The 21,529-nt window shown below is 67.8% G+C and carries 16 protein-coding genes; 10 read left to right on the forward strand and 6 right to left on the reverse strand.

The features are described from left to right. The first annotated feature begins 4 nt into the window (after positions 1-4). From K2F54_RS07185 to K2F54_RS07195, 3 genes are all read left to right on the forward strand, one after another. Positions 5-1,318, forward strand: a complete 1,314-nt coding sequence (locus tag K2F54_RS07185; RefSeq protein WP_220605187.1) for an O-antigen ligase family protein — start codon at positions 5-7, stop codon at positions 1,316-1,318. After that, positions 1,315-2,619 (forward strand): O-antigen ligase family protein, encoded by a 1,305-nt coding sequence (locus tag K2F54_RS07190; protein ID WP_220605188.1) that lies wholly within the window; start codon positions 1,315-1,317, stop codon positions 2,617-2,619. The genes K2F54_RS07185 and K2F54_RS07190 overlap by 4 nt, the downstream gene beginning before the upstream one ends. Positions 2,620-2,702: 83 nt before the next feature. Further along, positions 2,703-3,986, forward strand: a complete 1,284-nt coding sequence (locus K2F54_RS07195) for a hypothetical protein (RefSeq protein WP_220605189.1) — start codon at positions 2,703-2,705, stop codon at positions 3,984-3,986. Positions 3,987-3,999: 13 nt separating this feature from the next. On the opposite strand, the gene K2F54_RS07200 is transcribed toward K2F54_RS07195, so the two are convergent. After that, on the reverse strand, positions 4,000-5,880 hold the full coding sequence (locus K2F54_RS07200; protein ID WP_220605190.1) for a hypothetical protein: 1,881 nt from the start codon (positions 5,878-5,880) through the stop codon (positions 4,000-4,002). Positions 5,881-6,014: 134 nt separating this feature from the next. Here K2F54_RS07200 and glf point away from each other — a divergent pair, with 134 nt between their 5' ends. The 4 genes from glf to K2F54_RS07220 all read left to right on the forward strand — a co-directional run bounded on the left by glf (position 6,015) and on the right by K2F54_RS07220 (position 10,909). Next, positions 6,015-7,181, forward strand: coding sequence for a UDP-galactopyranose mutase (glf, locus tag K2F54_RS07205; protein ID WP_220605191.1), 1,167 nt, complete (start codon positions 6,015-6,017; stop codon positions 7,179-7,181). Positions 7,182-7,196: 15 nt separating this feature from the next. Continuing rightward, positions 7,197-9,203, forward strand: a complete 2,007-nt coding sequence (locus K2F54_RS07210; RefSeq protein WP_220605192.1) for a glycosyltransferase — start codon at positions 7,197-7,199, stop codon at positions 9,201-9,203. 97 nt (positions 9,204-9,300) lie between these two features. Continuing rightward, entirely contained in the window at positions 9,301-10,173 is an 873-nt protein-coding gene (locus K2F54_RS07215; RefSeq protein ID WP_308287562.1) for an ABC transporter permease, read from the forward strand. A gap of 19 nt (positions 10,174-10,192) precedes the next feature. After that, positions 10,193-10,909, forward strand: a complete 717-nt coding sequence (locus K2F54_RS07220) for an ABC transporter ATP-binding protein (RefSeq protein ID WP_374107274.1) — start codon at positions 10,193-10,195, stop codon at positions 10,907-10,909. A gap of 98 nt (positions 10,910-11,007) precedes the next feature. Here the strand turns inward: K2F54_RS07220 and K2F54_RS07225 are convergent, their stop codons facing one another. The 4 genes from K2F54_RS07225 to K2F54_RS07240 form a co-directional block, all read right to left on the reverse strand. Then, positions 11,008-13,356, reverse strand: coding sequence for a hypothetical protein (locus K2F54_RS07225; protein ID WP_220605194.1), 2,349 nt, complete (start codon positions 13,354-13,356; stop codon positions 11,008-11,010). Positions 13,357-13,539: 183 nt separating this feature from the next. Further along, the gene (locus tag K2F54_RS07230) at positions 13,540-14,379 is read right to left on the reverse strand and encodes a glycosyltransferase (RefSeq protein ID WP_220605195.1); all 840 of its coding nucleotides are present in this window, start codon (positions 14,377-14,379) and stop codon (positions 13,540-13,542) included. Continuing rightward, positions 14,376-15,335 carry a glycosyltransferase gene (locus K2F54_RS07235; protein WP_220605196.1) on the reverse strand — a complete coding sequence of 320 codons (960 nt, stop codon included), beginning with the start codon at positions 15,333-15,335 and terminating at the stop codon, positions 14,376-14,378. The genes K2F54_RS07230 and K2F54_RS07235 overlap by 4 nt, the downstream gene beginning before the upstream one ends. After that, complete coding sequence (locus tag K2F54_RS07240) at positions 15,332-17,593, reverse strand: hypothetical protein (protein ID WP_220605197.1); 2,262 nt, start codon at positions 17,591-17,593, stop codon at positions 15,332-15,334. The genes K2F54_RS07235 and K2F54_RS07240 overlap by 4 nt, the downstream gene beginning before the upstream one ends. An 81-nt stretch (positions 17,594-17,674) precedes the next feature. On the opposite strand from K2F54_RS07240, the gene K2F54_RS07245 reads away from it, so the two are divergent. From K2F54_RS07245 to K2F54_RS07255, 3 genes are read left to right on the forward strand one after another with little or no spacing between them, the layout of a single operon-like run. After that, positions 17,675-18,583, forward strand: coding sequence for a glycosyltransferase family 2 protein (locus tag K2F54_RS07245; protein ID WP_220605198.1), 909 nt, complete (start codon positions 17,675-17,677; stop codon positions 18,581-18,583). Positions 18,584-18,623: 40 nt separating this feature from the next. Further along, positions 18,624-19,640: a glycosyltransferase gene (locus K2F54_RS19525; protein ID WP_308287563.1), complete on the forward strand. Its 1,017-nt coding sequence runs from the start codon at positions 18,624-18,626 to the stop codon at positions 19,638-19,640. Next, positions 19,637-20,605 carry an NAD-dependent epimerase/dehydratase family protein gene (locus tag K2F54_RS07255; protein ID WP_220605200.1) on the forward strand — a complete coding sequence of 323 codons (969 nt, stop codon included), beginning with the start codon at positions 19,637-19,639 and terminating at the stop codon, positions 20,603-20,605. Before K2F54_RS19525 ends, K2F54_RS07255 begins: the two co-directional genes overlap by 4 nt. Before the next feature lie 56 nt (positions 20,606-20,661). On the opposite strand, the gene rfbA is transcribed toward K2F54_RS07255, so the two are convergent. After that, positions 20,662-21,528 (reverse strand): glucose-1-phosphate thymidylyltransferase RfbA, encoded by an 867-nt coding sequence (gene rfbA, locus K2F54_RS07260; protein WP_220605201.1) that lies wholly within the window; start codon positions 21,526-21,528, stop codon positions 20,662-20,664. Position 21,529: the final 1 nt, after the last annotated feature.

The following is a 21,529-nucleotide window of genomic DNA, read 5'->3' on the forward strand; positions in this document are numbered from 1 at the left end:
ACACATGCCCGTCGTGCAGAGTCGTCTCCCTGTTCGTCTTTTCGCGACCCTGGTGTTCTTCAGCGTGCTGGCCGGGCAATTCTGGCGCAACCTGCTCGGCTGGTGGGGATTCGGCGGCATCGCCCTGATCGTGCTGGCCGGCAGCATCTGGTTCCTGGTGTCGACCAAGCCGGAGTGGTCCTGGCGCACCTTCCCGAAGTCACTCGTCGCGTTCATGGCCCTGGCCACCCTGTCGATCGCCTGGTCGGCCTACCCCGGCGTCAGCGCCCTCGGTGTCGCCCTGCAGTGGATCACGACCATCACGGCCCTGTTCGTGGCCCTGTGCCTGACCTGGCCGGAGTTCCTGCGCACCCTCGCGGTCGCCCTGCGGTTCATCCTGGCCCTGTCGCTGCTCTTCGAGGCCTTCGTCGCGGTCGTCATCGGCCACGCGGTACTACCGTTCTGGGTCGAATACACCGGCAAGATCCCGGCCGCCTTCTACTGGTCCCGCGGCCTGCTGCTCGAGGGCGGGCCGATCGAGGGCATCGTGGCCAGCCGCAACCTGCTCGGCTTCATCGCCCTGATCGCGCTCATCGTGTTCGCCGTGCAGCTTGCCGCCGGCACCGTCGCCAGGGGCCGCGGCATCTTCTGGGTCGCCCTGGCGCTCGTGATGCTCTGGCTGACCCGGTCGGCCACGGTCACCGTCGCCCTCCTCGCCGTCGCCGTTGCGCTGCTCTTCGCGCTCTGGGCCCGCCGGCTGCCGCCGTTGGGCCGGCGCGGGCTGTACCTGACCGCCGCCGCAGGGGTGGCGGCCGTACTGGTCGGTGTCGCGGTGTTCTCCTCCACCCTGCTCGGCCTGCTCGGCAAGAGCGACGACCTCACCGGCCGGTTCGACATCTGGGGCCGGGTCATCGACCTGGCCGGCCAGCGCACCGTCGCCGGCTGGGGGTGGGTGAGCTATTGGGCCCCGTGGGTCGAACCCTTCGACGGGCTCGCGGTGCGCAAGGGTGTGCAGTATCTGCAGGCACACAACGCCTGGTTGGATGTCTGGCTGCAGCTCGGCATCCTCGGCCTGATCGTCTTCGGCGCTCTGGCAGTGTCGACGCTGTGGCGGTCCTGGTTCCTCGCCGTCGACCGCCCCCGCCTCGGCATCATTGACACGGCGCCGTTCTCGGTGGCGGCGCTGCTGCCCCTGCTGCTGCTGGTCGCGCTCCTCGCGCAGAGCCTGGCGGAGAGTCGCATCCTGGTTGAATCGGGTTGGGTGTTCCTCATCGTCCTCGCGGTGAAGACCAAGCGTCCGAGCGCGGCGGAGGAACTCCTCGGCGTGGGCAGGCGATGACCGACCGTGCCAGACGGCCGCCCGTTCCTGCGGCCATCTCGGCGGTGTTCTCCTCCCCCCGATTCAGCGCGGCACTGACCCACCTGATCCTCGGGGTCGCCTTCGCCACCCACCTGCTGCGCAGCCTGATGGGCTGGCCCGGCCTCCTCGGCGCGCTGGCCTGCCTCGTGGCCCTGGCCACGGCCTCGCTCGTGGCCAGGCGGCGCAGCATCGAATGGCACGGTCTCCTGCCGGTATCGATCCTGGTCTTCCTGATCTGGTGCGCCCTGTCGGTGTTGTGGACCGGCTACCCCGGCCACACCGTCGCCGGTGTGGGCTACCAGCTCACCTTCGCCTTCCTGGCGATCTATGTCGCCCTGGTGCGCGACACCATCCAGATCGTGCGGGCCACCGGCGATGTGCTGCGGGTGCTGCTCGGCCTGTCGATCGGGCTGGAGGTGCTGTCTGGACTGCTGCTTGACCTGCCGATCGCTTTCCTCGGCATCCAGGGCAATATCGCCGTTCTCGGGCCCATCCAGGGCGTCTTCGGCTCGCGGAACGTTCTCGGTCTGGTCGGATTGATCGCCGGGGTCAGCTTCCTCATCGAGCTGCGGTCGCGTTCGGTGCGGCCGGCCAGGGCGGGCTGGTCCCTCGCGCTGGCGACCTCCGCGGTTCTGCTCACGCACTCGCCGGTCTTCTTTGTCGTCGCCAGCGCCGTGGGCATTGCCGCCCTCGCCTTATACGGGCTGCGCCGCACCCCCGCCGAAGACCGCTGGCGGCTGCAGCTGGGACTGCTCGGCACCGTCCTGGTCATCTCCCTGGTGGTCTTCCTCGGCCGCATGAGGATCATCGACCTGCTCAACGCCGGCAGCGAGTTCGAGACCCGGTCGTCGCTCTGGCTGGAGATGTGGCGGCTGGTGGAGCTGCATCCGTTGGAGGGGTGGGGCTGGACCGGCACCTGGCCGCCGGACGTGAGCCCGTACGGCTGGCTCGACTTCGTCACCGGGACCGAGCACAGCTCGGCGTTGAACGCGTTCCTGGATGTCTACTTCCAGGTCGGCCTCGTCGGCTTCCTCTCCTTCCTGACCCTGGTGACCCTCGCCTTCATCCGCTCGTGGCTGCTCGCCTCGAACAAGCGGCCCGTCGTCTACGTCTGGTCGCCGCTTGTTCTGGTCGCGCTCCTCGTCACCTCCGCGGCGGAGAGCACCGTGCTCGTCGAATTCGGCTGGCTGCTGCTGCTGATCTGTTCGGTCAAGGCCGCGCAGGGGCAGAGCTGGCGCAGACAGCTCAAGCCCAGCCCGCGCAGCGACCTGGACGACTAGGTGTGCGACACTCGGCCCGGGGGAACAACATCCCCGACAGGCACAATGGAACGAACCAGTTGATGGAAGCGGGACCCGTGCACGTGAGTCACACCGAAGAGCCAGACCAGGACCAGCCCACCCTCGCTCCGGCGAGCCCGAACACCGGAAACGGCTTCGTCCTGATCGTGGCGGCGACCGGACTGGTCGGGATCGCGGGCTACCTGATCACCGTGTGGGTGCCGAACCTGATCGGCTTCGGCCCGTACGCGACCTTCGCGGTGTTCTGGGCGTTCACCTTCCTGGTCGCCGCCGCCCTCACCGGGATCCAGCAGGAGATCACCCGCGGCACCCAGGCCAGGGAACCCGGCGACCACACTCGCGCGGGTCAGGCCGGGACGTTCGCCCTGCTCGCGGCGATCGCGGTCCTCGTGGCCGTGCTCGGTACCGCACCGCTGTGGCAGTCAGCCGTTTTCCCCGAACACGGGTGGGCGCTCGTCATCCCCCTCGCCGTCGGCGCGGCCTCGTACGTGCCGCTGGCCGTCCTGGCCGGGTCGCTCTACGGGGTGGGCCACTGGAAGGCTCTGTTCGCGTTGATCTCGATCGAAGGGCTGCTCCGGCTGGTCCTGGTGATCCTGGCTGCCTACCTCCAGCCGGAGGCCGCCGTCTTCGCCTGGGCCATCGCCATCCCGTTCCCCGTCGCCGTTCTGGTCGTGTGGCCGTTCGCCAGGGCGCGCATCGTCGGCAAGACCCGACTCGACGTGTCACTGCCCCAGCTCACCTGGAACGTGTCCCGCACCATCGTCGCGGCCACCGCGATGGGCCTCATGATCAGCGGGTTCCCGCTCATCCTGCAGCTCACCTCGCCCGGCCAGCCCGAGGGACTGATGGGCCTGGTCATCGCCACCGCCACCCTCACCCGCGCCCCGCTGATCGTCGTGGGCATGGCCCTGCAGAGCTTCCTGATCGTTTTCTTCCGGGCCAGGGCGGCACACTTCTGGCGCACCCTGCTGATGCTCGAAGCCGCGGTCATCGCCATCGGAGTGGTGCTGGCGGTGGCCGGTTACCTGCTCGGTCCCGCCGTTTTCGCTTTCGCCTTCCCCCGCGAGGAGGTGCCGGCCGACTGGCTGATCGCCACGTTCGTGCTCTCCAGCGCCCTCGTCGGCGCGCTCTGCATCAGCGCCCCTGCCGTGCTGTCCCGCAACGCCCACTCGGCGTTCAGCGCCGGCTGGATCGTCGCTGCCGCGACCACGGTCGTCTGCCTGCTGCTGCCGCTCGGCTTCATCGAGAAGACCGTGCTCGCACTGCTGGTCGGGCCGGTCATGGGCGTTCTCGTGCACGCCGTCTACCTCGCCGTCGTGCGCAAGGGCGAACCCGCCCGGGTCTGATGGCCCGCTGTGACTACTGCCGCAGGCTCCACAGCGTGATGGTGCCCGTCGATCCGTCCGGCTGGGTGTACGGCAGGCTGGCCTGTTCCTCGAGGTCCGCAGCGTAGCGTTCGTTCCAGAAGTCGCCGCACTCGCTGTCGGTGAGCACCTGGGTGGCGTTGGCCGTGATCGCCGCGTCCCTGTCCAGGTTGCCGCCGAGCCGGCTGGACACGATGGTCGCGACGGCGTCGTACTCGGTGGGCCAGGCCATGCCGAGGTGGTAGTACGCGATCGGCACGCCGGAGGTCACCTTGAGCACCCTCGGGTCGATGCAGAAGTCGACCATGATCAGTGCGTCGGGGTGTTCCTGGGCGGATTGCAGGGCCAGCTCCGTCGCGGCCAGGTCCTTGGGGGTGTCGGTGACCATGAGGGCCGCGGCCACGTCGCTGCGGGAGAACACCCACCAGTCGGTCAGCGACACCGCCGCGACACCGATGACGAGCGGCGCCGCCACGATGACGACCCAGCGCGACGCCGTTCCTCGTGCCCGTCGCGGGCGGATGACGGCATGCCGGCCGGTGTGCAGGGTGACCGGTGCGGCGTCCGCCGCTGGGGCATCCGCGGTCCTGGCGTTCCAGAGTCCGGCGAACACCATCACCAGCACGGGCACGATGGTGGCCGCCAGCATGAAGAACACGTCCATGTAGAGCCGGTACGGCTCAGCGTTGGCGCCCCAGACGTCGTTGGTGGCCACCAGTGTCCAGGCGAGGGCACCACCGACGGCATAGGCACCCCAGACCGGGCGGCGGCGCATGATGGCCGCGACCAGGATCACGGCCAGGGGAACGATCAGCGCCAGCCCGGAGATCATGCCGATGTCGAACGGCACACCCAGCTTGCTGTTCGACTCCACCCGATAGGCGAGGAACGGGTCGCCGGTGACGATGCCGTTGACGGTTCCGACGACCTGGGGCGCGGCGCCGAGCACCACGGCGACGCAGTAGAGCAGCACGACACCGCGGCTGCGCACGATCAGGGCGATCATGCCGGGCACGGCCGGCAGCAGCCCGAAGACCAGCGTCGGCAGCTGCCCGCCGGTCTCCGCGACGGTGGGACCGAGCAGGAACACGACCGGGATGAGGGCGGCAGACAGCACGGCCAGGACGATGTGGCGGCCGCGGAGGATGATCCAGGTCGCCAGTCCGAACGCGAGCAGGTAGACCGCGGCGATGAAGGAGTACGTCTGCACATTGGCGAGGCCGCCGAGAACCAGGCAGATCAGTGTGGTGAGCAGCACCCGGGTGACGGGGCGCGCAGGCCGCAACCAGAGCAGGGCCAGGACCAGCAGGCAGATCGCCGCGATGGACAGCGACACGGTTTCACCGTTGAGCGTGTGCAGCAGCGCGAACGGCCCCCAGATCAGGGCGTGGGATTCGAGCGGGGTGTACCAGTCGGCCACGGTATAGGTGGAGAACGTGCCGAGCATGAACGGCACCGGGGCGAGCAGGCCCACCCACCAGCGCCGGCTCACCCCGATCAGGATCGCGGCCAGCAGGCCGACGAGCGCGAGCTGCACGGCCAGGCCGCACACGTTCCAGGCGACGATGGGGTCCCAGCCGGTCAGCCGGGCGATGATGCCGATCACCTCGTAGTACATCCGCGGGTAGCTGATCGCGCCGGTCTCGGTGTCCGGTTCGACGGCGGCGAACTCGCCCTCTGAGAAGTTCTTCACGATGGCCAGATAGCCGAGCTGGTCGTGCACGAAGTAGTCGCGGAACCGGCCGAGGGAGAACCCGGCGGTGGAGAGGTACATCCCGGCCTGGGCGGCGAGGTGCAGGACCAGGGCGACGAGGACGACGGCCACGGTTCGAACACGGTGGAGGGCGGATACTCTGGCCACACGCGCGTCTGTCACTGCATCACCCTACATCGGGGTACGACGGCCGTTCCGCCGGGGAAAGCGCCGGGCGGGACCCTCCCAGCAAGCATCGGCTATCGTGGAACGTTGCAGATTGTTGGCTGCACCCGCTGAGACAAAGGACTTTTGATATGACGGTTGACCTTGTGGTCGTTGGCTCGGGCTTCTTCGGCTTGACCGTTGCGGAACGAGCCGCGAGGGAACTCGGCCTCAAGGTGATGGTCATCGACCGGCGCAGCCACATCGGCGGCAACGCCTACAGCGCCCCTGAGCCGGAAACCGGAATCGAGGTGCACCAGTACGGTGCGCACCTCTTCCACACCTCGAACGAGCCGGTCTGGGAGTACGTGAACCGCTTCACCAAGTTCACCAACTACGAGCACCGGGTGTTCACCAACTACGGCGGTGAGGTCTTCCCGCTGCCGATCAACCTGGGCACGATCAACCAGTTCTTCCGCTCGGCGTACTCGCCGGACGAGGCGCGCGCGTTGATCAAGGGCCAGGCCAGCGAGTTCGCCACCGGTGAATCGCGCAACCTCGAGGAGAAGGCGATCTCGCTGATCGGCCGTCCCCTCTACGAGGCGTTCATCCGTGACTACACCGCGAAGCAGTGGCAGACCTCCCCGACGGCGTTGCCGGCCGAGGTCATCAGCCGCCTGCCCGTTCGGTACAACTACGACAACCGCTACTTCAACGACACCCACGAGGGCCTGCCGGTGGATGGCTACACCGCTTGGATCGAACGGATGGCGGATCACCCGAACATCGAGGTGCGCCTCGACACCGACTTCTTCGACGAGACCCAGGAGATCAACAAGAAGGCCGTCGTCGGACGTGTCCCCGTGGTCTACACCGGACCGGTCGACAAGTACTTCGACTACCAGGGCGGCGAGCTCACCTGGCGCACGCTCGACTTTGAGCAGGAAGTGCTGCCCATCGGCGATTACCAGGGCACCCCGGTGATGAACTACGCGGATGCGACGGTGCCGTACACGCGCATCCACGAGTTCCGGCACTTCCACCCCGAGCGCACCGAGTACCCCACAGACAAGACCGTGATCATGCGCGAGTTCTCGCGGGCCGCCACCCAGGCCGACGAGCCGTACTACCCGATCAACACGCCCGCAGACCGCAGCAGCCTGCAGTCCTACCGCGCCCTCCAGGCCGGCGAGCCCGACGTCTTCTTCGGCGGCCGCCTCGGCACCTACCAATACCTCGACATGCACATGGCCATCGGTTCTGCGCTGTCCATGTACGAAAACAAGCTCAAGCCGCTTCTCGGCGGCCGCAGCGTCTAACGACTCGGAGCCTCTATGACTACGCCCATCGTCCTGCAGAAAATCGTCTTCCCGTCCTCGTCCGACCCGGATGTGGCGCCGCTGTACGTCGACCCGGACGAGTGGACCCAGATCATCACGCCCGGGCAGCAGCCGGCCGGCCGACGCGGGCCCCGTACCCTGCCGAGCGAGCAGCCGCTGCGGCTCACCCACCACAACGTCACCCCGATGCTCGACGGCCGACGCGGCCTCAAGCCCGGCCTGGACAAGCGGGTCTCCCTCGGCACCTACTTCAACGCCTTCCCCGCCAGTTACTGGCGTCGCTGGACCAGCCTGACCGGGGTGCGCCTGAGCATCTCCACCACCGGCCCCGGCGACATCATCGTCTACCGCTCCAACGCGCGCGGCGTCATCCAGGTCGTCGACTCCGCCCACGTGGAGGAAGCCGGAACCGTCGACTTCGACCTCGGCTTCGAGTACTTCATCGACGGTGGTTGGTACTGGTTCGACCTCGTCTCCCGCGGTGAGGACTTCGCCCTCACCAACGCCGAGTGGCAGGCGCCGCCGAGCGACGCCCCCGCGCCGCCCGCGCGTTCGCTGACGATCGCGATCACCACCCTGAACCGCACCGCGTACTGCCTTGAGCTGCTGGCAACGATCGCCACCGACGCCGACGTTCTCACCGGACTCGACCAGATCATCGTCGTCGACCAGGGCACGGACAAGATCCGCGAGCACGCCAGGTACGCCGAGGTCGACGCGGCACTGGGCGGACGCCTGCGCGTCATCGACCAGGTCAACGCCGGCGGTTCAGGCGGGTTCTCCCGCGGGATGCTCGAGACCGTCGCCGCCGGCACCAGTGACTACGTGATGTTGCTGGACGACGACGTCGTCGCCGAGCCGGAGAGCATCCGCCGCGCCCTCGCCTTCGCCAGCCTGTGCACCGAACCGACCATCGTCGGCGGGCACATGTTCGACATGTTCGACAAGACCAAGCTGCACGCCTTCGCCGAGTCCATCGACACCTGGAACTTCATGTGGGGCCCGATCACCCCGTCCCGGCACGACTTCACCGCCAGCAACCTGCGCCAGACCACCTGGCTGCACCAGCGCAACGACGTGGCATACAACGGCTGGTGGATGAGCCTGATTCCGGTCGAGGTCATCCGCGAGGTCGGCCTGTCCCTGCCCGTGTTCATCAAGTGGGACGACGCCGAGTTCTCCCTGCGCGCCTCGGAGCGCGGCTACTCGACGGTCAGCCTGCCCGGTGCGGCGGTCTGGCACGTCTCCTGGGTCGACAAGGACGACTCCCGCGACTGGCAGGCGTTCTACCACGCCCGCAACCGCCTCGTCGCGGCGCTGCTGCACTCCCCGCACGCCAAGGGCGGCCGTCTGACGTTGAGCAACCTGGCCTCCGATGTGCGCCACCTGCTGACCATGGACTACTACACCGTGAAGCTGCGCCAGCTGGCGTACGAGAGCGTCGTCGCCGGCCCGGACTCCCTGCACCCCGAGCTGACCAGCCGGCTCCCCGCCATCCGGTCCATCGCCGGTGACTACCCAGAGTCCACCCTCATCAAGGACCTCGGCCGGTTCGGCCGGTTCCCCATGACCAACCTCGCCGGCAGCGACGAGCCGCGCCCGAGCGGCCGCAAGCTGTACTCGTTCCTGATCAAGAACTTCGTTCGCCACGGCCTGACCCACCCGCACCCCGGCAGCACCGACCGGCCGGACACCCACCTGCCGCGCACCGCGCCGTGGTGGACGGTGCCGGACAAGGACAGCGTGGTCATCACCAACGCCGAGGGTTCAGGGGTCACCTGGCACATCCGCGACCGGGCCATGTTCCGGTCGCTGCTGCGGTCGAGCCTCACCCACAACCTGCGCTTCCGCCGGCAGTGGTCCGCGCTCAGCGAGAAGTACCGTGCCAGCCAGCACGACCTCACCTCGATGGAGTCCTGGACCTCCACCCTCGGGCTGGAGCCTGGCACCGGAACCCGCTCTGCGGCGCCGGTCACGGACGCCCTGCCCGCCAGAGAGTAGGACACGAGCGCGCAAGCGCGAACAGCTAGAATCACGGGTGGGCCAGTCGCCCCCGCCCGGATACCCCGGCAGGCGACCCAAGGATCAAAGGAACCGCGTGACCCAAATCGCTCCTGTACCGGACCTCGACGGCTTTGTCCGGCCAGGTCAAGGGGCCGGACTGATCGACGTATTCCGCCGTCGGTACCTGCTCTCCCTGCTCGTGCGCAAAGAGGTGCAGGTTCGCTACCGCGGCTCCGTCCTCGGCTGGATGTGGTCGTACGTCAAGCCGATCACCCAGTTCCTGGTCTTCTTCGTCGCGCTCGGGGTGTTCCTGCAGCTCAACGGCAGCATCCCGAACTACCCGGTGTACCTGTTCTCCGGGTTGATCGTGATCAACCTGTTCAGCGAGGCCTTCAGCAACGGCACCAAGTCGCTGGTCGACAATGCGGCTCTGATCAAGAAGATCTATCTGCCCCGCGAGCTGTTCCCGGTCGCGTCCACCCTGGTGGCGTTCGTCAACTTCCTCCCCCAGGCCCTTGTGCTGGCGGTGGTGTGCGTCTTCACCGGCTGGACCCCGAGCGTGCTGCAGATCCTGGGCATCCTGCTCGGCGTGCTCATCATCGTGCTGCTGGCCATGGGCCTGAGCCTGTTCTTCGGCTCGATCAACGTGTCCTTCCGGGACGCGCAGAACTTCGTCGAGCTGATCCTCCTCGTCGCCACCTGGGCGTCGCCGGTGCTCTACCAGTGGAGCACCGTCGCGCAGGTCCTGCCGGACTGGATGATGGTCGTCTACCAGCTGAACCCGATCACCGCGGCGGTCGAGCTGCTGCACGCCGGCTTCTGGTACCCCACCACCGACGGCAGCAGCCCGCTGCCGCCGAACCTGTGGTTCTTCGGCCTCTGCGCGCTGGTCACCTCGAGCCTGCTGCTGGTCATCGGACAGCTGGTCTTCCGCCGATTGGAGCGTCGTTTTGCCCAAGACCTTTAACGAGCAGGCGCCGCCACGGCTGGCCATCATCGTCACCGAACTGCGCAAGACCTTTCTGCTGCGGCACACGCATTCCCTCAAGGAATCCGTCATCGCCGCCCTGCGCCGCAAGCCCATCTCGTCGAGCTTCAACGCTCTCGAGGGTGTGAACTTCACGATCAATGCCGGTGAATCCGTCGCTCTGATGGGCTTCAACGGCTCGGGTAAGTCCACGCTGCTCAAGCTGATTTCGGGAGTGCTCCGCCCCGACACCGGTGAGGTCCTCACCCGCGGTCGGGTCGCCGGGCTCATCGAGGTCGGCGCCGGCTTCCACCCCGACCTCTCCGGCCGGGAGAACATCTACCTGAACGCGGCGATCCTCGGCATGAGCCAGAAGGAGATCGACGCGCGTTTCGACGCCATCGTCGAATTCAGTGAGATCGCCCAGTTCATCGACACCGAGGTCAAGCACTACTCCTCTGGCATGTTCCTGCGGCTGGCCTTCTCCGTCGCCATCCACACCGAGGTCGACATCCTGCTCGTCGACGAAATCCTCTCTGTGGGCGACGAACCGTTCCAGCGCAAGTGCCTGGCCAAGATCCGCCAGTTGCACGCTGAGGGGCGCACCCTGGTCGTTGTGAGCCATGACCTGGGCATGGTCGCCGATCTCTGCGACCGCGGCATCCTGATCGACAAGGGCAAGGTCGTCTTCGACGGCGAATCGCACGAGGCCGTCGCGCGCATGCGCGCGCAGTAACACCGCACCCGTTCCACCGCGCATCGGGAGCACCGACGCCGGCACCACGACGAAGCGCCCCGACCGAGGTCGGGGCGCTTCGTCGCTTCAGCGGATGGTTACATCTTGCCGCCGTTGGCCATCGACCACAGCTCGGACGAGTTGACCGTGAAGATGCGCGGCGCCGAGCCACCGTTCAGGCTGACCAGCTGACCCCAGGAGGTCACCTCGCGGTACTTTCCGCCGGTGAGGTAGTACACCGGGGCCTTGTTGGCCACCTTGATGAAGACCTTGTCGGTCGCGCCGTCCTTGGCGACCTTCAACCCGGCACAGGTGCTGTCCCGCAGGTTGGTGACCGCCAGACCGGTTCCGCCGGCCGACTTGAGCTTGTACAGGGTGCCCTTGAGCGCGATGTACGGGGCGCCCTTGCAGACGACCACGCGGCTCAACGAACCGGAGACCGTGCTGTAGCCCTTGAGCACGGAGTCCGGCACGGTGCGGTAGCCGGTGATGCCCAGGGAGTCGGTGGTTCCGAACGATCCGAGCTTGTGCATCCGGTCGAGACCGTCGGTCAGGTACACGTTGGGGTTGCCGGCCGACTTGATCAGCGAGCCGACGGCCACGACACCGCCAGGGCGGGCGAAGGTGTTGATGGTCGCGGAGGACCAGTTCACCATGTTCGGGGTCTTGCCGCCGTTCTGGGCGAGTACATCGCTCCAGGCCAGGACGGTCCTGGCCTGACCGTCGACGATGCGGTAGGCGTTGGGCGACCCCTTGACCATCGCGAAGACCTTGCCAGGCACCGACGCCCCGCCGCTCAGGGCGCTGCAGGTGGAGGACGCCAGGTTCGTCGTGGCGATTCCGGCCCCGTTGCCCGAGCCGAGCGGTGACGCCTTCTTCGAGTTGACGAGCACGAGCTTCGAGTTGCAGTTCGCGACCAGGGTGAGGTCGGCCCCTGCCCGGCTGTAGCCGTTCACCGTCGCATCCGGCACCGTCTTGACCGACGAGGCGCCGTACTCGCCGAGCACCGCCATCGACGGCACCCGGATGCGGTTGGCCGTGCCATCCACCAGGAAGACGTCGTTGGACGAGGCCGACTTGATGGCCGTGCCCGGGGTTTCGAGGGTGCGGCCGACCGGGTAGCGCTGGGCGTTCGAGCTGCCCATGGTGCCGACCCAGGGGCTCTTGCCGCCGTTGAGCCTGACCACGCCGGTCCAGGAGGCCACCGGGAAGCGGGTGGAGGAATTGAGGAAGTACGTGGTGTTCTTGCCGGACACCACCATGTAGTTCGACACCTCACCGCCGGTGGGGATCTTGCCCCACTGGCCTGGCATCAGATCGGTGGTGGCACCGCAGTCGTAGCCCCACACCGACACCTGGCCGCAGCTAGTGAAGCGGTGCCGGGAGTTGGACTGCACGAGCGCGATGTCGCCGGTGAGGGGGTTGCGCACCAGCGGGCTGGCGTTGGTGCCCGTGGTGTAGCCGGACAGGTAGGTCGCGCTGACGTTGCGGTAGGTGCCGAGCTTGGCCAGGGCGTTGTAGACCGACGTTGACGGGACGTAGTGCTTGACCGTGCCGGCGATGAGGTAGATGGCGCCGGTGCCCGCGTCGCGCACGAACGAGCTGCCGCCCTTGGTGTCGCCGAACCAGTCGGTGAAGAAGGCCCAGAAGTTGCGGTTGCCGTAGGACGAGCAGCCGTCGCCGGTGCGGCCCATGTTGTCCAGGGAGGCCTGGTTCGGCCGGTACGGCGTGTAGATGTAGAGCGCGGCCGTGGCCTGGTTCTCGATGTACACGTTCGAGGTGCCGCAGGACTGCTTGGGGTGGTACTGGATGGTGTTCCAGCGCCCCGCGACGTAGCCGCGGGAGTTGGGGCTGGCCTGGTACTTCTTGAACTGGTATGCCGCGTTGTAGACCTGGTTGAAGAAGCCGTAGTAGGTCGAGTCGCACACCGAGGTGTCGGGGCAACCGTAGCCGGTGGCCTTGCGGTAGGTGCCGCTGGTGGGCGCCTTGGCGGAGATCAGCCCGGTTTCCTTCTCCAGCAGTACCAGGAGGACCTGGGGGTTGATGCCGCAGGCGGTGGATACCTTGGCGATGATCGACGCGGCGGATTCCTTCTTGGAACCGGCGTACGCCGCACAGCCCTCCCGCTTGGCGCTCTGCGAGGCCGTGGCCTGGCTGTAGCTCTTCAGGCAGGTGTAGCCGCTGCGGCAGCTGGCCACCTTGCTGTTCAGGAACGACTGGATCTCGTTCTTGTCCATGGTGCCCGATTTGTAGAAGAGGGCGTCGCTGATGATATTGCCGGGGTTGAAGTCGCTTCCGGTCGCCGCGACGGCCGCGTCATCCGTCGTGGTGGCACCGACGGTGAGGAAACCGATGACCAGGGCGAAGACCCCGATCGTGGCGGTCAGCCGGCCGAGGCCGCGCTGGAGTCCCCGGCGTTTGGGCCGGTCTGGGTCAGATCTGAACACGTCGGAGCCTCGGTATCTTGTCGGTTGCGAACCTGGCAAAAGCACGAGAAAGTCCACCGAGAGAGAGAGAGAGAGAGAGAGAGAAAAACGCCCCCCACGGTTCCGCTCACGCGACTGCACATGTGAGATAACCCTAACCTGAGCTTCCCCGCGGCCCCGGTTGGGCTCGGCCTGACGCGCCGGTCAGTCGCCGTCGGTGTTGTAATTCCGCACGATGAAACGGCGATACGCCACCCGGCGCACGGCGACGGGAACGAAGCGGTAGCCGCCCCTGACGAGCACGTTGCGGGCGAACTGACGACGGGTGACGAACCGGTCTCTGAGCAGGCTGCGTTGCAGGGCGATCTCACTGCGGAACAGCGTGAGCCCGCCGCGGCGGCCGTAGGCGCCGGCATCCACCCGGTACATCACCAGCGGGTCAGGCAGGTTCGCCACCAGGGCACCAGACTGGATCATGCGGGCGAAGAGCCAGTAGTCTTCCATCAGCGGGAGTTCCCGGTAGCCGCCGGCGCGGGCGACCACGGAGCGCCGGTACACCACGGTCGGATGGTTGAACGGGTCGTGGAACCTGGCGCTGGTGACGATGTCGTCTGGGTCGGTCGGCGGGATGCGCTTGCCGAGCACCCGGCCGGCCTCGTCGAATTCGAGCATGCCGGTGCCGACGAGGTCGTAGCCGGTGTCCATCACCGCGAGCTGGAGTTCGAACCGGGTCGGCAGGGAGATGTCGTCGGCGTCCATCCGGGCGACCACATCGTGGGCGCAGTGACCCAGGCCGATCTCCAGGGCACGGGCGAGCCCGACGTTCGCCGGCAGGCGCACGTGGTTCACCGGCACGGGCGAGGAGGCCGTCGCCGCCGCGACGGCGGCCGCGAGCTCGGCTCCGATCGGGCCGTCCTGCACGATCACCACGTCGCTGGGGCGACGGCTCTGCTCGACCACGGTGCTGGCGAACGCCTTGGTGAAGTAGGCGGCCTTGTCGCCGGCGTACACCGGCAGCAGCAAGGAGAACTCGGTGTCGGTCACGATCGTGCCACCCCGGCCTCGCAGGCCGCGACGTCGTCGGATGCCTCGCCCAGCCCGGCCAGCACGACCCGGTTGGGTCGGGGGCGGCTGCGGAATCCGTCGCGGAGGCCGCTGCGCAGCCCGGTCCACAACAGCGGCCGGTCGGCGGACGCCCTGAAGGTGCGCGCCCACCGGCGCAGCGACGAGCCGGTGTAGAGGATTTTCTCGGCCGGGCTGAGTCCGCGTGCCAGCCGGATGAGCCAGACCTTGTTGCGCACCTCGTAGTAGAACCTGGCGCCGGGGTCGACGTCGGTGGCGCCGAGCTTCGCGGTCTTGTGCACCACGACGCTGCCTGGCACGAAGAAGCCCCGGCTGCGGCGCAGCAGGCGCATCGAGAACTCGAAGTCGTCGTTCCAGATGAAGTAGTCGGCGATGGGCAGACCGTGCTCGCGTACGGCATCCGCCCGCACCAGCATCGACACGAACGAGGAGCTGCGTACCGGCACCGCACCGCGGGCCTCGGCCGCGCGGCGTTCGGCGGCCCGCACGAACGGCTTCGGTCTGGGGGTGTTCATCGGGTGGTCCTGCCCGTCGGTCCACACCACCCGGGATCCGGCGACGGTGACGCGTTCGTCGTCGCCGATGCTGCTGAGCAGCTCCGTCAGGGCGGTCTCGGTGGGTACCGTGTCGTCGTCCATCAGCCAGACCAGATCGGCGTCCTGACGCACGACGGCGCGGGCGGCGCCGATCGCGAACCCGCCCGCTCCCCCGGTGTTGCGCGGCACGGAGACCAGGTCCACCCGCGGGTAGCGCTCACGCACCACGCTGGCGGTGTCGTCGGTGGAGGCGTTGTCGACCACCACGATGGCCGCGACCGGTTCGCTCTGCGCGGCCAGGGTGTCCAGGACCTCGATCAGGAGGTCCCGACGGTTGTACGCGACGACCACGGCGACGGTGCGGCCGGCCGCACCGGTCATACCGTCACCTCGGTGACCGGGCGACGGCTGGCGACGGCCAGGCGCACCAGGGCGTTGCCGCGCTCGTCGCCGGCGTTGCTCCGTCGGCGGCCGATCAGGCGCAGCAGCGGCCAGCCCAGCAGGATCAGCAGGAGCAGCGCGGCGGCGGCCAGCTGCAGGGGGTAGCCCGGCGCGTAGTACGACACCGTCACGGTCGCACCGGCCTGGTCGGCGTCGAGGTCCACCCCGAGCAGGAAGGTGTCGACGGGGTCGGCGGACACGGTGGCACCGTCGGCCTGGTAGCCGGGCCAGGGGAGGCGGCTGAGCGCCACCTGTCCCCCGTCCGGTCCGACGGCGTCGACCCTGAAGGTCACGCCCATGGCGTCTTCGCTCAGCACGCTGACCTCGGTGCCCTCTGCGGCCCAGACGACGGATCCGGCACCGGCGACGGGTTCGTCACGCACGATCAGACGGGTCTGGTCGGAGTCTTCGACGATCGACCAGCCCTCTGGCACGTCGTTCCAGTCCTGCCGTTTCACGACCCCCTTCACCGACTGCACCGAGCTGATGCCCATCAGGTCGACGGGGGTCAACCCGGTCTCCTTCATCGGCTCGAACAACCGGTCGTAGAGGTCGGGGCAGGTGGAGCCGTTGTACGACATGCAGGTGAGGTTGTTGTACGGGCTGTAGTACACCGCGGAGTAGGCGTTCTGCACGTCTTCCTCTGCCACGTACCAGAGGTTGCCGACCAGCAGCTCGTCCCAGGCATCCGGGTCGTTCACGTCTGGCACCCCGCCGACGACGATGACGTCACCGACAGCGGATTCGAGCTGGGACTGGTAGTCGGCCACGTCGTTGGGCACGTTGTAGTCCGGCAACGGCGAGGTGGGCGATGACACGTGCTGCGGAACCAGCAGCAGCACGGTCAGGCCGATCCCGGCCCAGCCCAGCGTGGCCACGCCGCGACCGGCCAGCAGACCGGACGAGTTGCTGCCGAGCAGCGGTAGCTTGCGATCGGAGAGGATCATGTAGGCCACCCAGAGGGCGACCAGGATCATGGCGGTGACCAGCAGCAACAGCTTGATGTACTGCGGCGCCGCCGACCAGGTGAGTCCGGCGCCGACGAGCACGATGCCGGCGGCGACCAGGAACCGGCTGCGGCCCAGCACGGGCGCTCGCGCGTGCGACATCGCCACGGCCAGCAGCACCAGCAGCGCCACGGTCACGTACGGCATCATCCGCACCGGGAACCGCAGCGCACCGAAGTCGCTGGGCAGCAGCACACCGATCAGCGCGGCGATGAGGATGATCATGATGCTCAGGCGGGTGTGCAGCAGCGTGCGCAGGCGGCCGAAATCCACGAACGCCAGCAGCGGCAGGAACCAGGCGATGTAGAGCAGCGGCGCGTACGGGAAGTTCCCGCTGAAGAACAGCATGCTGGGGGTGCCGACAGGGGTGGAAGACGCGAACAGGCCGCTGAGGTTGACCGTGAGCAGGCCGGTGTTCTCATAGGTGCTGGTGCGACCGGTGATCGGCGCGGTCAGCACGCCGGGCAGGTGCACGATCACCGCGAAGCTGCCCGCCGCGAACGACAGGGCGAACGACCGCACGATGGAGGGACGGTGCGCACTGACGAAGGCCTCGACGATGAGGGCGCCGAGCACGAGGGCGAGGAAGATCGTGGCGTGCGCGTAGCCGATGCCGACCAGGAAGATCGCCGAGACGATGGGCAGCACGGGTGACTTGGCGTGCAGCACGGCCCGCCGGGCGAGCACCCAGGTGAGCGGCAGGAAGCTCCACGCCATCAGGCCGTTGACCCAGGACGCCGCATCCATATATAAGGTGAACCCGGCCAGCGGGGCGGCGACGGCCACCAGGGCCGACCAGGGGCGCAGCGCGCCGAAGTTGCGGGCCAGCGCGTACACGCCGACGGCGCCGAGCAGCAGGCAGACGATCTTGATGACGGTGCTGAAGATGAGGGCGTTTCCGGCGTAGTACGCGCCGATGCCGACCAGCCAGAGCGGTGGGCTGAAGATGCCCCAGGCGCCCTCGGCGAGGTAGTTGCCTGACTGCCAGACGCGGGGGTTGATCAGCGACCAGTCCAGGTCGAGCACCCGGCGGCCGATCTCGTACCACTGCCCGAAGGCGCCGGACTGGGTGTCGTCGACGAAGTAGAAACCGGGGTCGAAGAACAGCGGGATACTCGCTCCCGCCAGTACCGCCACCACGACGAGCATGGGCCACACTATTTTGGACTGCACCAGAAGATTATCCCTCACGGTGCCTTCACAACCGCACGGCGGGGCCACCGGGTATCGTGGTGGGGTAGTTTCCCCAACGAAACGAGCAATCACCTACATATGAGCATTCACGCGCAGCCCTCCGGCCCCACCCCCGCCGCAGCGGACGAGCCCCTCGTCTCCATCGTCATTCCCGCATACAACAATGCGGACTACCTCGACGAGACTATGAAGTCGGTTCTCGGTCAGACCTACACCAACCTCGAGGTCATCGTCTCCGACCACGCGTCCACCGACGCCACCTGGACGGTCATGCAGCGCTACCGCAGCGACCCCCGGGTGATCCTGCTGCACACCGAGGGCGGTGGCGGAGCCCTCCGCAACTGGAACCGGGTGAGCCAGGCGGCCACCGGCGAGCTGATCAAGCTCGTCTGCGGTGACGACCTGCTCTACCCCACCATCGTCGCTGCGCAGGTGGCCGCGCTCGTTGCCGAGCCCGGCGCCGTGCTTGCCGCCTCCCCGCGCGACATCGTCGACGCCAACGGCGCTCCGGTGATCAAGAACCGGGGGCTGGCCGGCCTCACCGGTGTACACGACGGCACCGTGGCCGTGCGCAAGAGCATCATGGCGGGCACCAACATCTTCGGCGAACCCGGCTGCGTGCTGATGCGCCGCACCGCGCTCGAGCAGACCGGCTGGTGGGACTCCCGGTGGCCGTACCTGATCGACCAGGCCTCGTACTCCCGGGTGCTGCTCGAGGGCAAATTCGTCGGCGTCCCCGGAAGCCTGGCCGGCTTTCGCATCTCGGACAGCCAGTGGAGCGTCCGTCTCGTCGCCGAGCAGGCCGAACAGGCGATGGGCTTCCACAACTGGATGCACGAGACCCGGCCAGATGTGGTGTCGAACACCGACCGTCTGATCGGCAACACCCGCGCCAGGGTCATGGCCCAGGCCCGTCGCCTCGCCTATGTCTGGCTCGGCCGCCGCATGTCGAAGGCGGTGAAGGCGGATGCAGCAGCAAGCTCCTGATCCGGCCGGTGAAACGGGCCGTGTGATAGGTTCTGAACCCGTGACACTCCCCGCAGCAGAACCCGGCGTCGCCGACCACAGCATCTCCATCGTCATCCCGGTTTACCAGGGCGAACGGACCCTGGCCGGCGTGCTCGACGAGATCGAACCCCTCACCCGACTGAGCATCACGCCCGACGGGTACACCTTCCAGGTTGAAGAGGTTCTGCTGGTCTTCGACCACGGCCCTGACAACTCGGCGTCGACAATCCGTGACATCACCACACAGTACCCGTTCGCCCGCGGCATCTGGTTGAGCAAGAACTTCGGCCAGCACGCCGCCACCCTGGCCGGCATGGCGTCCTCCGGCGGCGACTGGATCGTCACCCTGGACGAGGACGGCCAGCACGACCCCCAGGCGATCGGCGGGATGCTCGACACGGCCATGCGTGAGCAGGCCAGCGTCGTGTACGCCAAGCCCACCAACCCCGCGCCGCACGGTGCCCTGCGTAACAGCGCCTCGAAGGGCGCCAAGTACCTGCTCACCAAGCTGAGCGGGTCTGGTGCCGCGGCCGACTACCAGAGCTACCGGTTGATGCTCGGCAACATCGGCCGCAGCGTCGCCGCGTACGCCGGCAGCGGTGTCTACCTCGACGTGGCCATCGGCTGGGTCGCCGCCAGGGTCACCACCTCCCCCGTCGAACTGCGCGAGGAGGGCGAACGCTCCAGCGGTTACTCCGCCCGACGCCTGTTCTCGCACTTCTGGCGCATGATCCTCACCACTGGAACACGCGGCCTGCGCCTCGTGAGCGGACTCGGTGTGGTGTTCGCGCTCGTCGGCGTCGTCTTCGCCGTGGTCATCTTCATCCAGCGCCTCGCCGGCGACATCGCCATCCAGGGCTGGGCGTCGCTCAGCGTGCTGGTGCTGCTCAGCGCTGGGTTCATCCTCTTCTCCCTCGGCGTCATCGCCGAGTACATCGGCATCAACGTGAACATGGCCATGGGCAAGCCGCCGTACCTGATCACGACCGACCCGGCGGACGGTCCTCTCGGGCGGACGCGCAAGTCCGTCCAGTGACCACATACGCCTGGGTGATCGGCGCCCGCGGCCTGCTCGGCAGCGCCACCTCCGCCGCCATCGCCCGCCGGGCCGACTGGGTGCTGCTGCCGGCGGACCCGCTGCCCTGGGACGACGACACCGCCCTGGTGGACGCGGCCGCTGCCACCGCCGAACGACTGCTGCGGGTCGCGGCGACGGACTCCGCGAACTGGGTGGTGCTCTGGCTGGCCGGTAACGCGGTCACCTCGACGCCGCCCGCCGCCATCGAGCGGGAGCTGCACCAGCTGCGGCTCGTGCTCGACACGGTCGGCCTCGCGGCCGGGTCGCACGGCACCGCCCACACCGGCGGCGTCTTCTACGCGTCCTCCGCCGGCGGTGTGTACGGCGGTTCTGCGCATCCGCCGTTCGACGAGCACAGCACCCCCGTACCGATCTCGGGGTACGGCCGGTTCAAGCTCGACGCCGAGGCCGCCCTGTTCGACTTCTCCCGCAGCACCGGCGTCTCGGTGCTCGCCGGCCGCATCGCCAACCTGTACGGCCCCGGCCAGAAGCTGGGCAAGATGCAGGGCCTGATCTCCCATCTGGCCAAGGCCCAGTTCTCGCCCAAGCCGGCGTCGATCTTCGTGCCGCTGGAGACCATGCGGGACTACATCTTCGTGCGCGACTGCGCCGAACTGCTGCTGGACAGCGTCGCCAGGCTGCTCACCGTCACCGCGACAACCGGGCGCGCCGAGATCATCAAGAACCTCGCCTCCGGCCAGGCCGTGACGATCAGCAACCTGCTCGGACACATCCGTTCGCTGGCCAAGGGCCAGCCCAATGTGATGCTCGGCTACTCGGCCGAGGCGTCGATGCAGGGCTTGGACCTGCGCATCAGCTCGAGTGTGTGGCCCGACCTGGACCGGCGGCAGCTGACCAGCCTGCCCGCCGGCATCAAGGCCACCATGGACGACGTCCTCACCCACATCCAGTCCGGCGGCTAAACGTTCAGGCCCCGTGGATGCGTTCCACGGGGCCTGTGCGGCGAATGGGCGAGCTGCTAGTCGGTCTTGAGCAGTCCGCTCAGATAGACGCCGTAGCCGCTCTTGGCCAGCGGGGCGGCGAGAGCGGCGAGCTGGGCGTCGTCGATCCAGCCGGCGCGCCAGGCGATCTCTTCGATGCAGCCGATCTTGTGACCCTGGCGGTCTTCGATCACGCGCACGTACTCCGAGGCCTGCATCATCGATTCGAAGGTGCCGGTGTCCAGCCAGGCGGTGCCGCGGTCCAAGACCTGCACGTGCAGGTTGCCACGCTGCAGGTAGCGCTCGTTGACGGTCGAGATCTCCAGCTCGCCGCGGGCGGAGGGTTCGATGGACTTGGCGATCTCGACGACGGAGTTGTCGTAGAAGTACAGGCCTGGCACGGCGTAGTTGCTCTTGGGCTTGGTGGGCTTCTCCTCGATCGACACGGCGGTGAAGTCGTCGTCGAACTCGACCACACCATAGGCGGTGGGGTTGGACACGTGGTACGCGAAAATCAGCGCGCCGTCGATGTCGGCGTTGTTGCGCAGCGCCGTGCCGAGGCCGGCGCCGTGGAAGATGTTGTCGCCCAGGACCAGGGCGACGCTGTCGTCACCGATGAACTCCTCACCGATGGTGAACGCCTGCGCGAGGCCGTCGGGCGAGGGCTGCACGGCGTACTCGATGCGCAGGCCTAAGTCGCTGCCGTCGCCGAGGAGGGCGCGGAACTGGTCGTTGTACTCGGGGGTGGTGATGATGAGCACCTCGCGGATGCCGGCCATCATCAGCGTCGAGAGGGGGTAGTAGATCATCGGCTTGTCGTAGATGGGCATGAGCTGCTTGGAGATGCCCTTGGTGATCGGCCACAGGCGGGTGCCAGAGCCTCCGGCGAGAATGATTCCGCGCATG

The sequence above is a fragment of the Cryobacterium inferilacus genome (genome assembly GCF_019599185.1).
Lineage (GTDB): Bacteria > Actinomycetota > Actinomycetes > Actinomycetales > Microbacteriaceae > Cryobacterium > Cryobacterium inferilacus.

Coding starts and splice junctions, on each gene's coding strand:
- glf (WP_220605191.1), top strand. CDS start 6,015: ATGACGGTTGACCTTGTGGTCGTTGGCTCGGGCTTCTTCGGCTTGACC.
- rfbA (WP_220605201.1), bottom strand. CDS start 21,528: ATGCGCGGAATCATTCTCGCCGGAGGCTCTGGCACCCGCCTGTGGCCG.
- K2F54_RS07245 (WP_220605198.1), top strand. CDS start 17,675: ATGAGCATTCACGCGCAGCCCTCCGGCCCCACCCCCGCCGCAGCGGAC.
- K2F54_RS07235 (WP_220605196.1), bottom strand. CDS start 15,335: ATGACCGGTGCGGCCGGCCGCACCGTCGCCGTGGTCGTCGCGTACAAC.
- K2F54_RS07210 (WP_220605192.1), top strand. CDS start 7,197: ATGACTACGCCCATCGTCCTGCAGAAAATCGTCTTCCCGTCCTCGTCC.
- K2F54_RS07185 (WP_220605187.1), top strand. CDS start 5: ATGCCCGTCGTGCAGAGTCGTCTCCCTGTTCGTCTTTTCGCGACCCTG.
- K2F54_RS07190 (WP_220605188.1), top strand. CDS start 1,315: ATGACCGACCGTGCCAGACGGCCGCCCGTTCCTGCGGCCATCTCGGCG.